This window comes from Microtetraspora sp. AC03309, from assembly GCF_020826795.1.
GTDB classification, from domain to species: Bacteria; Actinomycetota; Actinomycetes; order Streptosporangiales; family Streptosporangiaceae; genus Microtetraspora; species Microtetraspora glauca.
This window is the reverse complement of the sequence record NZ_JADDIL010000134.1, coordinates 1-12700: the sequence shown is the minus strand read 5'-3', so window position 1 is coordinate 12700 and position 12700 is coordinate 1. Positions and strand designations below refer to the sequence as shown.

Genomic DNA, 12700 nt, shown 5'->3' with positions numbered 1-12700 from the left:
ATGACCGGAGACGGTCACGTACGGATCTGTGGGGGCCGGGAGGTGCGATTCCTCCCGGCTACCCGGCAATGAAATGGGCACCACGAAAAACGATCGTCTGAGAGTTGCGCGGATGCACTGACCGGCCACTTGCCGGGTGCCTTCGGGTCGGGGCCGAGTGGCGACATGGGCGTCGGAGAGTCTTCCAGCCCGTGTGGCGCATGAATGTCATGCATGTAATAGCATGTAAATCATTCACTTGCTCGATGTGAGGCCCAGCCACTTCACTGAGGGCATGACCACCCCGCCTACCTCCGACGTCGACCTCTTCGCAGACGAGGTCGTACTCGACCCGTATCCCGTCTACGCCGAACTGCGGGAGCAGGGCCCCGTCGTCCACCTCCGGAAGAACGATGTCTACGCGCTGACGCGGTACGCCGTCATCCGTGACGCACTCCCGGACTGGGAGTCGTTCTCCTCGACCTCGATCGCGTTCAATCCGATGGCCAACGAGGCGCTCACCGGCACCTCGCTCGCGTCCGATCCGCCGGTGCACACCCAGCTGCGCGCCACGCTCACCGAGAACCTTTCACCGCGTGCGCTGCGCGGTCTCAAGGGCCGGATCGAGGCGAAGGCGGACGTTCTCGTCGCCGAGCTCGTCGAGAAGGGCTCCTTCGAGGCCATCTCCGCCCTCGCTCGGGCCTTTCCGCTGGAGGTCGTCGCGGACCTGATCGGCTTTACGGGCCACGTGCGCGACAACATGCTGCGCTGGGGACAGGCCGCCATGCAGGTCATCGGTCCCATGAACCAGCGCACGGCAGAGAGCTTCCCGATCGCCGGTGAGCTCTACGAATGGTGCTCCCGGGTCAAAGCCTCCGACCTGGCCGAAGGGTCCGTGGGCCGCGGCATCTTCGACGCCGAGGCGCGTGGCGCCATTCCGCCGGACACGGCCGGCCACATCATCCACCAGTACCTCGGTGCCGGCGTCGACACCACCGTGGCGGCGATCGGCAACATCGTCGCCCTCTTCGCCTCGCACCCCGATCAGCTCGACCTGATCCGCGAGAACCCGTCACTGGTACCGGGGGCGTTCAACGAGGTGCTGCGCTTCTGGCCTCCCGTCAACGCCTGGGGCCGGCGCGCCACCAAGGACGTCGACATCGACGGGACCGTCATCCCGGCAGGCGCACAGATCGCGGTCCTGCTCGGCGCCGGCAACCGCGACCCCCGGCACTACGAGAACCCGGACGCCTTCCTCGTCGAGCGCAATCCGGTCGACCATCTGTCGTTCGGCTACGGCCCTCACGGCTGCGCGGGCCAGGGACTCGCGCGCTTGGAGGCTCACGCTGTGATCGAAGCGCTTTCCCGGCGCGTCAAGCGCCTCGTCGTCGGGCTCGAGGTCCGTGTTCCCAGCAACATCACCCGGAGCATTGAGGAGCTCCCCATCCTGGAGGTGATCCCCGCATGAAGATCGTTCTTGACCGCCCCCGCTGTGAAGGCCACGGCCTGTGCGAGGAGGCCGCCCCGCAGCTCATGCACCTCGATGACGACGGCGAGCTCGTGCTGGACCGCGAGGAGGTCGATGAAGCCGACGCCGCCCTGGCGAACGCCGCTGTGCGCGTGTGTCCGGTCGCGGCGCTGAGGATCGCATGAGCGGGGGCACGATGGAGCGCATCGTTGTCGTCGGCAACGGGATCGCCGGTCTGACCGCGGCCGACACGCTCCGCGAGGCCGGTTTCGACGGCGAGCTGACCATCGTCGGTGACGAGCCGCACCCGGCGTACAGCCGCCCGGCCCTGTCGAAGGCGCTCCTGCTCGACGGCGTCGACATGTCGTCGCACGAGCTTCCGCCGACCAGCCATGGGGCGACCGAACTTCTGGGCGTACGTGCGACCGCGCTCGACCTCGATCGTCGGCTCGTCACCCTCGGCGACGGCACGGCGCTGCCGTACGATCGCGTCGTCCTGGCCACCGGCTCGCGAGCGCGACGGTTGTCCGGCCTTTCCGAGGAACTCACCCTGCGCGGACTCGATGACGCGCTGTCCCTGCGCAGCCGGCTGGCGGCCAGGCCATCGGTCGTCGTGGTGGGCGGAGGCCCGCTCGGAATGGAGATCGCCTCGGGGTGCCTGGCCGCCGGCTGCCGGGTCACCCTCGTCTCCCAGGGCGTGCCACTGATCGTCCAGCTCGGTCCGTACCTCGCCGACGTCTTCGTCAAGGCCGCGCTTGACCATGGGCTCACCGTCGTCGAGACCGGGTCGGCACGGCTCGAAGGGCGTGAGGGGAGCGCTCGGGTCGTCCTTGACGAGGGCGCGGTCCTCGAGGCGGAGCTGATCATGACCGCCGTCGGCGACGCACCCAACACGGAATGGCTCGCGGACACGGGACTTGCGGCGAAGGGCGCCATCCCGGTCGACTCGCGTGGGCTGGTCCGGCCCGACGTCGCGGCCGTCGGTGATCTCGCGGCTTTCCCCACTCCGTACGGCCTGCGCCGCATCCCCCTCTGGAGCAGTGCGATCGAGCAGGCGAAGGCGGCCGCCAGGGCACTCGTCCGCGGCGACGACGCGCCGCCGCTCCAGTTCCAGCCGTACTTCTGGACCGAGCAGTTCGGGCTGAGCCTCAAGGCGGTGGGCTATCTACCGGTGGAGGGGGAGCCGACGTACGTCGACGGAGAGCCCGGTGGCGGGGCGGCGTTGATGCGCTGGTCACACGGCGATGGGACCGGTGTGGCCGCGGCGCTCAACTACCGGGTGCCGATTCCCCGGCTGCGTCGTATGAGTCAGGCAGCCGCATAAAGTTCTTCTCGATGGGACACGACGGAGAGGGCGCTACAGGTTCGGGGTTGGACCGGCTGGCATCGGTCAACCTCAACTTGTTGGTGCCCCTCCTCGCGCTCCTGGAAGAGCGTTCGGTGACCAGGGCGGCGGAACGCGTCGGTCTGTCACAGCCGGCGATGAGCCACGCCCTCACGAGAATGCGGCGGCTGCTGGGTGACGACCTCGTCGTCCGGCAGGGGGCAGGCGTCACCCTGACCCCGCGGGCACAGGAGCTGATCGGGCCGCTGCGCAGTGCCCTGCAACAGACGGCACGCATCGTGAACTTCCCCTGCTTCGACCCCGCCACGGATCAGCGCGTCATCACGATCGCCATGACGAACAGCACGGCGTTCGTCGTCGGCCCTCAACTGACGCGGCTCATCGCCGAGCGTGCTCCTCGCGCCACGTTGCGTCTACGTACGATCACGGTGCCGACCGAGGCCACCTTCACCGACAAGGGCGTCGATGTCGTGCTGCTCTCCGAGGGGCACTTCTCGCCGTATCCGCGCGAGCGCCTCTACAACGACCGCTGTGTGGTGGTGGCCTCACCGGACACGCCACCGGACGCGAACGCGCTCGACCTGCTGACCACACAGCCGCACATCGTCGTCGACACTGATCGGCGGGTCTTCCCCTATTCGGTGCTGGAGGAGAAGGGGATCCCCTACCGTGTCGGCCAGTTGATCTCCGACTTTCTGCTGGTACCTTTCCTGGTCGCACGCGCGGGCGGCGTCGCTCTCCTTCGCTACCGAGTCGCCGCCGCCATGCGGACACTTGCCGACCTGCGGATCGAGGAGTTCCCGTTCCCGCTTCCCGGGCTCGGGATCGACATGGTCTGGAACCCCCGACTGGCTGATCAGTACTTCATCGAATGGCTTCGGGCGCTGCTGTTCGACGTCGCAACGCATCTCTGACGCCGACTGGGCTCACGGCGCCGGACCGGGTCAAGAATCGGTCCGCGCCGCCGCCGGCGACTGGCGACGCGCGGTGACCGACCGGCGCCGGACCCGCCCAGCGCGGATGACCGCGGCGACGTTCACAGCGGTAGCCGTCTCACCTCCGGCCGGCGACCGAGCCGGAGATCCATGGAGACGTGAGGCGTGGCGGGTGTTCCGCGGCTGGGCCATGCGATGTCGTCAACGGCGAGAAACGGCTCGCCGGCCACGGTCACGGGGGTCGCCCCGGTGAACGCCATGACGTCCCGATGCAGGTGGGACTGGTCGGCGTAGCCGGCGTCGGCCGCGACTCGGGCCGCGCCTTCACCCGCGACCAGGCGGTGGGCGGCATGGTCGAAGCGGACCAGCTTCACGGCGCGCTTGGGCGGCAGGCCGAGCTGCGACCGGAACCGGGACCACAGCCGCTTACGGCTCCACCCGACCTCGGCCGCGAGTCCCTCGACCCGGGCCAGGCCACGGCTGCCGACGATCCGGTGCCAGGCCCAGGTCAGCTCCGGGTCCACCAGCGGCCCCGCCTCATGCCGGCGGGCGAGCAGCGCGTCCATCAACGCGAAGCGATCCTGCCACGACGAGACATCGCCCAGTCGCTCACGGATCCGGGACGCCTCCCGGCCCCACAGGTCCTCGAGGGCCACCACGGCGCCGTCGAAGTCGGCGGGGGAGACGCCAAGAACCGCGCGTGCGATCACCGGGGACAGGCGCACCTGCACGCACTCGACGTTCTCACCCCGCGCCCAGACCGCGCCTCCGGACCCGACCCCGGGCCCGGCCACGACACTTCCCCGCTGCTGCCGCCCGGCGGCATCGTCCACGACGGGCGAACCGGCGCCGAACTCCACAAGCAGCGTCACGGCCGGGTGCGGGACCATTCGGAGCGCGTCCAAGTCACGGACACGGAACCCGGCCATCGTGACACCGGCCACCCGGCTGGGCCGCCGCGGGCACGCGACGCCCCACACAGCCGCATCGTGCACGAACGTCCGCACCGTCCCATGCTAACGAGCCGACGGAGGGGAACATTTGTCCAATCCGCCGGGGCGTACCGGCGGCGACAGTGGGCTCATGACTGTTTCTGACGGCGGACCGCACGCGAACGGCGGCGCCGAGGCCACCGAGAGTTCGACCCTGCCCATGGACGACGGCGACATCTACGTGTGCCAGGACGGCCCCCGCGACGCCCCCGCACTCCTGCTCATCCACGGGTCCGCATCCTCGACCCGATCGTGGGACCCGATGGTTCCGCTGCTGACCGGATCTCACCACGTCATCCGGATCGACCTGCTCGGGCACGGCCGGTCGGCCAAACCGGCCGACCGCAGCTACGCGCTCCCGGACCAGGCACGCAGGGTCGGCGCGGCCCTGGACCGGCTCGGCGTCGAGCACGCCGTAGTCGTCGGCCATTCCAGCGGCGGCGCGGTCGCCACCGCCCTCGCCGAACAGCGCCACGACCTGGTGACCGCGCTCGCGTTCATCAACACCGGCCCCAGCCTGGACGCCTTCATCGCATCGGAGTCCGCCGTATTCGAACCGTCGCAGTGGCCGCCGACCGACGAGCAGCTCCGCCAGTTCGCGAGTACCGGTTTCAGCCGCGCGGGCTACCAGATCCCACAAGAGCTCCTGGACGAGGCGCGCGCCATGACCTTCCACACGCTCACCGCGACGATGCAGGCCACCCGCCACTACATGGAGCAGCAGGCGCTCCCGGATCGGCTGACGGTCCTGGGCAAGCCGCTACTGGTGATCTTCGGCGAGGACGACCGCAGATGGCGATCCTCATCCGCCTCCGACTACCGCGCTGTTCCGGGTGCGAAGGTCGAGTTGCTGCCCGGTCTCGGACACTCGCCCCTACTCGAGGATCCGCCGCGGACCGCCACCCCCCTGCTGGCCTTCACCGCGATCCACGCCGTACGGGTGGGCTGAATGACGAGGAGGGGCGCCATGCGGATTCTCGTCTCCGGCGCCAGCGTCGCCGGTCCGGTGCTGGCGTACTGGCTCACCAGGCACGGCTTCTTCGTCACTGTCGTCGAGCGCGCGCCGACTCTGCGCAAGACCGGCGGCCACGCGGTCGACCTGTTCCGGCCCGCGATGAACATCTCGGAGAAGATGGGTGTGCTCCCGCGCGTCGAGGAGCGGGCCACCGGCACCGACCGGATGACCGTCCACCGGGAGGGCGCACGGCGTCCCGTCCGCGTGGACCTCTCCAAGATCTTCAGCGCCGCGTCCAACCGGCACGTCGAGATCATGCGCGACGACCTGAGTGAGATCTACTACGACGCCTCGCGCGACGACGTCGAGTACATCTTCGGCGACTCGATCACCGCGATCTCGCCCGACGGCGAGGTGCGGTTCGAGAACGCCGCGCCGCGCCACTTCGACCTCGTCGTCGGCGCGGACGGGCTGCACTCCAACGTGCGCCGTCTGGTCTTCGGCGACGAGTCCCGCTACAGCGCCTTCATCGGGGCCCATCTCGGGGTGCTGACCCTGCCGAACGTCTCCGGGCTCGACGGCGAGCTCCTCATCCACGTCGGCGTCGGCCGCACTGCCGGCATGTACGGCGCGCGGCACCTCGGCGACGCGCGGGCGTTGTTCCTGTTCCGGAGCGAGCGCGAGCTCGACTACCACCACCACGACGTGCCCCGGCAGAAGGAGCTGCTGCGCGGTGCGTTCGACGGCATGCACCCCGACGTGGACCGCTGGCTGGACGAGCTCGACCGCACCCCGGCGTTCTACTTCGACTCGATCACTCAGCTCCGCATGGACACCTGGTCGCGGGGGAGGGTGACGCTCGTCGGCGACGCGGGCTACTGCCCCGGCCCGGCCGTCGGCGGCAGCACCAGCCTGGCCGTCGTCGGCGCGTACGTCCTCGCCGGGGAGTTGGCGCGGGCGGGCGGTGACCACGAGCGCGCCTTTCCCGCCTACGAGCGCGCGATGGCGGAGCACGTGCGCGGCAGCCACGCGGCCGCGCTCAGCGCGGCGAAGACCCTGATCCCCACCTCGCGCCTCGGCGTGCAGGGACTGGCCCAGGGCGCCCGACTGATCTCCGCACTGCCCGCGGGAATCGGCCGCGCCCTCCTCCGCCTCACCACCAAGAGCGCACGCCTCTACAACTCCATGACCGTCGACGACTACCCTCCGTCGCTCACCGCGTCACGAGGCCGGGTCGGCCTCGCGGGCGACCCCGGAGGCGGTCGCGGAAGCAGGTGAACCGCCCCGGCCCCGCGCCGCAACCGCACGCGGACGCGCGGACGCCGCGGGACCGGCTTGACCCGTCCTGCGGCGTCTCGGTTAGGTCAGGCCGCGTGGGCGACGGTGATCAGGGTTTCCGTCACCTCATACGATGATCTTTTATGGCGGGCCCGGCCAGGCTGCCGGTGAACATGTGGTGGGCGCCGTCGTTCTCGCCGTTCCCGAACCGCAGCGGGCGTCCGCGTACGGCCTCGTACTGGCCGTGGATGGTGGCGGATCCACTGCCGACGCGGCGCCGGTGACCGAGATGGAAAGCCGGCCCTACTCCCGAAACATGGCGAGCCAGCGTCCGGTGATCGCGTCGGCCAGCTTCAGCAGGGGATCGCCATCACCCTTGATCGCCTGGGCGAGCCTGGCCTCCAATTCCTGCCAGTACGGCTCTCCGCCAACCGCGGCCAGCAGTGCGGCGATCGCCAGACTGGCGCCGACAGGACGGTCGCCACCCTTGAGCGGCTTGCTCTTGAGCCGCTCGACCAGTCCCTCGATGGCGCCGTTGACCTCCTTGGTGTCCGTGCCAAGGTCGCAGCCCTTCTTGACGCACCAGGCCAGGAATCTCTCGTAGCCGAGCTGGGAGGTGCGGGTGAGCTGCTTCACCACCTCGACCACCGACTGCCGGGGGTTCAGCCCGCCGTCCAGAACCATCCGGCCGACCCGCTGGGGATGCAACGTGGCGTAGACGTCGCCGAGGACGCTGCCGAGGGACATTGGTGGCTTGCCGCCAGATTGATGACGCCGTTGCCGCCGCCACCGAAGTTCATCACCAGCGAGCCGATCCTGGTGCCGGTGGCCTTCGCTCTGATCAGCGCGACGTCGACGGTCCCGGCGCTCGGGTTGCCGTAGTCGAGCGGCACGGTCAGCTTGCCGCAGTCCAGGCCTGCGGTGGACACGGGCAGTCCGGTACACGCCCCCCAGGGGATTTCGGGTGCCGTGGCGGCCGTACCGGCGGTCGTGTCTGCGATGGCGGTGGTGGCCGGCAGGAGTCCCAGCGCGGCCACCACCGGCAGCACCAGGGACCTGGGTGATCGGAGGATCGACATGATCGCCTTCCGGGTCGAGGAATCTCTCCGCCGACCCTTCCAGCGGTGCTCCCGCGGCTCCTCCCCAATCGGGATGAAACCACTCGCCGGGTGGCCCTCCTCGCGACCGACGCCAAGATCCTGTGAACCGCAGGGAATCAAGAACCAAAGTCGATATGAGGGTGATACCAAAGTTTCAACAGCTGCTCTGGCACCTCGCCGTACCCGGTGACCCGTGGTCAAGGATTTGGCCGCTGAGGCAGGGGCCGGGGACGCCCTGGTCGAGAGGTCCGCGCAAGGGTGGCTGCGCGCAGGCGAATCCGCAACCTCCTGATCCATAACCCGAACGCACCCTTGTCCGCGCACGCCGCCGCTGCCCCGGCCGCGGCGGCTGCTGGTCGGCCCCGTCTAGGGTGGGCGCATGGCCGAACGGCGTCCCTTGATCGCGCGCAGACTGCGACCGGGACACTGGGTCGCCGTCGACGCGTTCGCGGCCGTTGCCTTGGCCGCCGGGTTCTCGGTGCCGGCGGTGCTGGTGCCGGAGCCTGCCGGAATGTCGCCGTATGCGGCCGTGCCGACGATCGCGCTGGCCTGCCTGCCGCTGGCAGGGCGGCGCCGGTGGCCGGTGCCGGTCTGCGCGCTGGTCCTGGTGGCGGCGGTGTTCGCGTCGTTCGTCGGGTGGGAGGAGGCGTTCGTGCCCTTGGCGGTCGCGCTGCACGCGGTGGCGCTGCTGGAAGCGCGCCGGACGGCGGTCGCGGCGCTGGTGGCCGCGCTGGCCGTGACCGCCTCCGGTGCCGCGATCGACTCGCCCTCGTGGACCGAGGCGGCGTCGGCGTGCGGATTCGCCTGGCTGGTGCTCGGTCTGGCATGGGCGATCGGGCTTGCCGTACGGGAGCAGCGCGCATACGCCGAGCAGGCCGTCGCACGGTCGGCGCAGGCCGCGGCCACGGCGGAACGGCTGCGCATGGCTCGTGACGTGCACGACGTCGTCGCCCACAGCATGAGCCTGATTTCCATGCGGGCCGGTATCGCCAACCACGTCGCCGCCACGCACCCCGAGGAGGCGGGCGAGGCCCTGGCGATCATCGAGGAGACCAGCCGGAAGGCGCAGGCGGACCTGCGCCGCCTCCTCGGGCTGCTCCGCGACGCCTCCGGGGACCAGGACGGCCCGCCGTACACGCTGGACTCGCTGCGCGAGCTGGTCGCGGCGATTCCGGCCGGCGACGTGCGAGTGGAGCTCGATGTCGAGCCCGGCCTCGCGCTCGGCGACGAGGCGGCCCTCGTCGTCTATCGCCTCGTGCAGGAGTCGCTGACCAACGTGCTCAAACACGCCGGCCCGGCCCGATGCCGGGTGGCCGTCGGCACCCATGCGGAGCGCGAGCTGGTGGTCGAGGTCGTCGACGACGGCGGCGGAGGTGCACCGCGTGAGGGGGGCCACGGGCTGGCCGGGCTGGAAGAGCGGGTGACCCTGTACGGCGGAACGTTCTCGGCGGGACCGGAGCCGGGAGGCGGCTTCGCCGTTCGCGCAAAGCTGCTGTCGCCAGGCGGTTCCGGGGAGGACGAGAGGTGAGCACGTTCAGGGTGCTGGTCGCCGAGGACCAGGCGTTGCTGCGCGAGGGGCTGCGCAGGCTGATCGACACCGCCCCCGACCTGGAGGCCGTCGGCGACGCCGGGACAGGGGAGCAGGCGGTGGAACTGGCCCGCGGCCTCCGGCCCGACCTGGTGCTCATGGACGTCCGCATGCCCGGCCTCGACGGGATCAAGGCCACCGAGCTGATCCGGGCCGACCCGGTGACCGCCGAGACGCGGGTGGTGATGCTCACCACGTTCGATCTCGACGAGTACGTCTACGGGGCGTTGCGGGCCGGAGCCAGCGGATTCCTGCTGAAGGACACCCGGCCGGGCGACCTGCTGGAGGCGCTGCGCATTGTGGGGGAAGGACAGGCGCTGCTGGCCCCGTCGGTCACCACGCGGCTGATCGGTGAGTTCGCCCGGCGCGAGCCCCCCGGGATCCCGGCCCGGCTGGCGGCGGGGCTGACCCAGTTGTCCGGCCGAGAGCGGGAGGTGCTCGTGCTGGTGGCTCGAGGGCTGACCAACCCGCAGATCGCCGAGCGACTCGGCATCGGGCCGGCGACGGTCAAGACCCATGTCCGCAGCCTGCTGGCCAAGCTCGCCGCGCACGACCGGGCGCAGCTCGTCATCGCCGCCTACGAGGGCGGCGTGGTCACGGCCGGCAAGTAGGCGCCGTCAGCGGAGGTAGGAGACCTCGGGGAAGGCGGCTGACGGGCCCTGCAGCAACGCCTGCGGACGGCCGCGCAGGTGCTGCTCGAAGAAGGCCAGCGGGTAGGCGCGCTGGAAGGCCAGCGCCCGCTCGGCCGGGATCGTGCCGACGACCTCCTCGAGCTGCTCCTTTCCCAGCCCCAGCGGCTCGGCCGACATGGGGATGAGCAGGACGTCGTCGCCGAAGGAGTTGTGCGCCGCCCCCTTGAGCGTCACATTGAGCCGCCAGCCCCGCAATCCGTCCCAGAAGGTGCGCAGCGTCGGATTGGTCGCCATGCCGCCCTTTCCATCGGTGTCGACCACCATGTACGGCCGGTCGAGGCCGGACTGCGCGACCTTGCCGAAGACGGCGCCATCCAGGCCGAGCCCGGCCTTGATCCGCGGGTCGGCGTACATGGCGGAGGAGGTGGCCGCGCCGCCGAGCGAATGCCCGAACATTCCGATCCGCGCGAGGTCGAAGAGCGGCTTCCCGTCACGGCCGGGCAGCTTCTCCTCCAGGGAGGGCAGGCTGTCCAGGACGAAGCGCACGTCGGCCACCCGGACGTCGACTGCCTTGGCGAAGTCGGTCAGTTCGGCGCCCGCCTCTACTCGGCCTCCAGGGAACTCCACCACCGCCGCGTCATAGGGGTGATCGACGGTGACCACCGCGTACCCCTGGCTGGCCAGTTCCTCGACGACGCCAGTCCCGTACGCGCGCGAGGCGTTGGCGCCCGGCGAGTACAGGACGACCGGCAGCCTGCCCAGGCTCGTGTCGACGGGCGCGCCCTCGTGGCCGTCGGTCCTGTCCAGCAGCACCGAGCCCGGATCCAGGTCGTTCATCTTCAAGTACCGTTCCGCAGCCGCCTTCGGCATCCAGGGGGCGACCGGGTGGGCCTCCACGTTCCGGGCCGGGTACCACAGGCTGACCATCAGCTCCCGCTTCCTGCCGGAGCCGCTCCAGGGATCCGGGCGGGACTGGTCGACCAGGTGGACCGAGACGGTCCCCACCGGATGCGGGCCCGTCGGCTTTGCGACCGTCAGGCGCTGCGGTGGGGTGGAGCCGCATCCGGCCAGCGTGAGGGCCAGAGCTGTGATGATGAGTGCACGTTTCACCCAAATGACGATGCCGGTCGTGTACGGCTGCCGCCTCTGGCGTGGGTAGGACCTCCGGCTCAACCCAGGAGGGTAGAGCTCGACGAAGATTGTTTTCGGGGATGACGCTCACGAACGAACCCCGTCTCCTCCCGAGAGGGCTCGGTGCTCAAGCAGCAGCTCCTGACACCCAGACCTGACGCTGTTGGCCGAATACGCCGACCTGAAGGACGGCGGAAAGCCGATGCTCGGCACATCCGGCGTGCGGACGTTCAAAGCCGGTTGGACGGACGACAAGCCCGCCGTTCCGGGCGTGAGCTGACCTTTCGCCGCAGCCCTGGCGCCAGTGTCACGGCTACCGCCGCCGAGGCCGCCGCTGAGCCGATCAGGCCTCCCGGGTCAGGAACTGGTGGAGGCTCCGGCAGGCCCGGATCAGCGAGGTCGAACCGCGCTTCTTCGAGTGGGCGGCCACCTCGGGGATCTCGCCTCGCGCGCCGGTCCACGTGGCGATGTCGGTGGCCAGCACGACGGTGTCGGTGTGCGGACGCTGGGCCCGCTCCCCCTCCCTCGGGAGGAAGACGGCCAGGAAGTGGTGCAAGATCGTCCATACCTCGGCGTGCGCGCCCTGCTTGGCGGCCAGCTCCAGCGAGGGCAACGCGAGGTCGGCCTCGTAGCGGGTGCGGCGGCCGAACAGGCCCAGCAGGCGGCCCGTCTCGGCGGCGGGGAGCGCGCCCTTGGCCGCCAGCTGAAGCAGTGGGGGCACCGCGTCGTCGCCCTTCACGGTGAGGAAGTAGGCCAGGACCAGGGCCGTCGCCGGGCCGGACGCGCCTTCGGCCAGGGTCAGGTTGCGGAGGTCGTCGATCGTGATGTCGGGCGGGTCGAAACGGTCGATCAGGCCGATCGCCAGATGGGCCGCCGCGAGCTCCCGGTGGTGGGGCGTCATGCCGGGCCAGAAGTGACGTGACACGCGCCGGAACGGGCGCATCTCGGGCGCGGTCAGCAGGGCGTCGAGGCCGGCGAGACCGGTGGGCTCCACGGGTGGCCAGCTCACGTTGGCGATGCCGCGCCGGTCGAGGACGTGGTCGTCGTAGGGCACGACGCGGGAGCCGAGGTCGAGGGTCCAGGTCAGCTCCACCTCCGGGGGCGGGGGCGCGCCGCGCTCGAACCAGCGGGCCACCACCACCGCGGCGGCCGCCGAGCCGATGCCCTTCGCGCGTTCGGCCAGGTCGGGGGTGGGATTGGGCGGGAGGCGCAACAGAGCCTGTTCCAGGTCCAGCGGGAGCGGTTCGCAGCCGGATTCCGCGCACACGGCCAGGCGGTCGAGCAAGGTCTCGGGGTC

The 12700-nt window shown here is 70.5% G+C and carries 13 protein-coding genes; 8 read left to right on the top strand and 5 right to left on the bottom strand.

The genetic code is table 11. The features are described from left to right. Positions 1-274: 274 nt before the first annotated feature. The 4 genes from IMZ11_RS40835 to IMZ11_RS40820 are packed head-to-tail and all read left to right on the top strand — an operon-like array spanning position 275 to position 3706. Positions 275-1447: a cytochrome P450 gene (locus IMZ11_RS40835; RefSeq protein WP_228648651.1), complete on the top strand. Its 1173-nt coding sequence runs from the start codon at positions 275-277 to the stop codon at positions 1445-1447. Then, positions 1444-1632 (top strand): ferredoxin, encoded by a 189-nt coding sequence (locus tag IMZ11_RS40830; protein WP_061261667.1) that lies wholly within the window; start codon positions 1444-1446, stop codon positions 1630-1632. The genes IMZ11_RS40835 and IMZ11_RS40830 overlap by 4 nt, the downstream gene beginning before the upstream one ends. Then, a complete protein-coding gene (locus tag IMZ11_RS40825; RefSeq protein WP_228648649.1) occupies positions 1629-2771 on the top strand; it encodes an NAD(P)/FAD-dependent oxidoreductase in 1143 nt (380 codons plus the stop codon). The genes IMZ11_RS40830 and IMZ11_RS40825 overlap by 4 nt, the downstream gene beginning before the upstream one ends. A gap of 11 nt (positions 2772-2782) precedes the next feature. Further along, positions 2783-3706, top strand: coding sequence for a LysR family transcriptional regulator (locus tag IMZ11_RS40820; protein ID WP_228648647.1), 924 nt, complete (start codon positions 2783-2785; stop codon positions 3704-3706). 122 nt (positions 3707-3828) lie between these two features. On the opposite strand, the gene IMZ11_RS40815 is transcribed toward IMZ11_RS40820, so the two are convergent. Then, a complete protein-coding gene (locus IMZ11_RS40815) occupies positions 3829-4734 on the bottom strand; it encodes a helix-turn-helix domain-containing protein (protein ID WP_228648645.1) in 906 nt (301 codons plus the stop codon). 76 nt (positions 4735-4810) lie between these two features. Here IMZ11_RS40815 and IMZ11_RS40810 point away from each other — a divergent pair, with 76 nt between their 5' ends. Continuing rightward, complete coding sequence (locus tag IMZ11_RS40810) at positions 4811-5668, top strand: alpha/beta fold hydrolase (protein ID WP_228648643.1); 858 nt, start codon at positions 4811-4813, stop codon at positions 5666-5668. Between the two features lie 18 nt (positions 5669-5686). Further along, positions 5687-6952, top strand: coding sequence for an FAD-dependent monooxygenase (locus IMZ11_RS40805; RefSeq protein ID WP_228648641.1), 1266 nt, complete (start codon positions 5687-5689; stop codon positions 6950-6952). 303 nt (positions 6953-7255) lie between these two features. Here IMZ11_RS40805 and IMZ11_RS40800 read toward each other — a convergent pair whose 3' ends face one another. Next, complete coding sequence (locus tag IMZ11_RS40800; RefSeq protein ID WP_228648639.1) at positions 7256-7699, bottom strand: hypothetical protein; 444 nt, start codon at positions 7697-7699, stop codon at positions 7256-7258. Then, positions 7615-8031, bottom strand: a complete 417-nt coding sequence (locus IMZ11_RS40795) for a hypothetical protein (RefSeq protein WP_228648637.1) — start codon at positions 8029-8031, stop codon at positions 7615-7617. Before IMZ11_RS40795 ends, IMZ11_RS40800 begins: the two co-directional genes overlap by 85 nt. A 400-nt stretch (positions 8032-8431) precedes the next feature. Here IMZ11_RS40795 and IMZ11_RS40790 point away from each other — a divergent pair, with 400 nt between their 5' ends. Both IMZ11_RS40790 and IMZ11_RS40785 read left to right on the top strand, forming a co-directional pair. After that, positions 8432-9580 (top strand): sensor histidine kinase, encoded by a 1149-nt coding sequence (locus IMZ11_RS40790; RefSeq protein ID WP_228648635.1) that lies wholly within the window; start codon positions 8432-8434, stop codon positions 9578-9580. Next, on the top strand, positions 9577-10251 hold the full coding sequence (locus IMZ11_RS40785) for a response regulator transcription factor (protein WP_228648632.1): 675 nt from the start codon (positions 9577-9579) through the stop codon (positions 10249-10251). Before IMZ11_RS40790 ends, IMZ11_RS40785 begins: the two co-directional genes overlap by 4 nt. Before the next feature lie 6 nt (positions 10252-10257). Here IMZ11_RS40785 and IMZ11_RS40780 read toward each other — a convergent pair whose 3' ends face one another. Both IMZ11_RS40780 and IMZ11_RS40775 read right to left on the bottom strand, forming a co-directional pair. Further along, entirely contained in the window at positions 10258-11382 is a 1125-nt protein-coding gene (locus IMZ11_RS40780) for a lipase (RefSeq protein WP_228648630.1), read from the bottom strand. A gap of 364 nt (positions 11383-11746) precedes the next feature. Then, the coding region (locus IMZ11_RS40775) for a hypothetical protein (RefSeq protein WP_228648628.1) at positions 11747-12700 on the bottom strand (954 nt) is incomplete at its 5' end.

Bases quoted from the DNA above. Each gene is read 5' to 3' on its own strand.
- IMZ11_RS40835 (WP_228648651.1), top strand. From the start codon at position 275: ATGACCACCCCGCCTACCTCCGACGTCGACCTCTTCGCAGACGAGGTC.
- IMZ11_RS40830 (WP_061261667.1), top strand. From the start codon at position 1,444: ATGAAGATCGTTCTTGACCGCCCCCGCTGTGAAGGCCACGGCCTGTGC.
- IMZ11_RS40825 (WP_228648649.1), top strand. From the start codon at position 1,629: ATGAGCGGGGGCACGATGGAGCGCATCGTTGTCGTCGGCAACGGGATC.
- IMZ11_RS40820 (WP_228648647.1), top strand. From the start codon at position 2,783: ATGGGACACGACGGAGAGGGCGCTACAGGTTCGGGGTTGGACCGGCTG.
- IMZ11_RS40810 (WP_228648643.1), top strand. From the start codon at position 4,811: ATGACTGTTTCTGACGGCGGACCGCACGCGAACGGCGGCGCCGAGGCC.
- IMZ11_RS40805 (WP_228648641.1), top strand. From the start codon at position 5,687: ATGCGGATTCTCGTCTCCGGCGCCAGCGTCGCCGGTCCGGTGCTGGCG.
- IMZ11_RS40800 (WP_228648639.1), bottom strand. From the start codon at position 7,699: ATGTCCCTCGGCAGCGTCCTCGGCGACGTCTACGCCACGTTGCATCCC.
- IMZ11_RS40795 (WP_228648637.1), bottom strand. From the start codon at position 8,031: ATGTCGATCCTCCGATCACCCAGGTCCCTGGTGCTGCCGGTGGTGGCC.
- IMZ11_RS40790 (WP_228648635.1), top strand. From the start codon at position 8,432: ATGGCCGAACGGCGTCCCTTGATCGCGCGCAGACTGCGACCGGGACAC.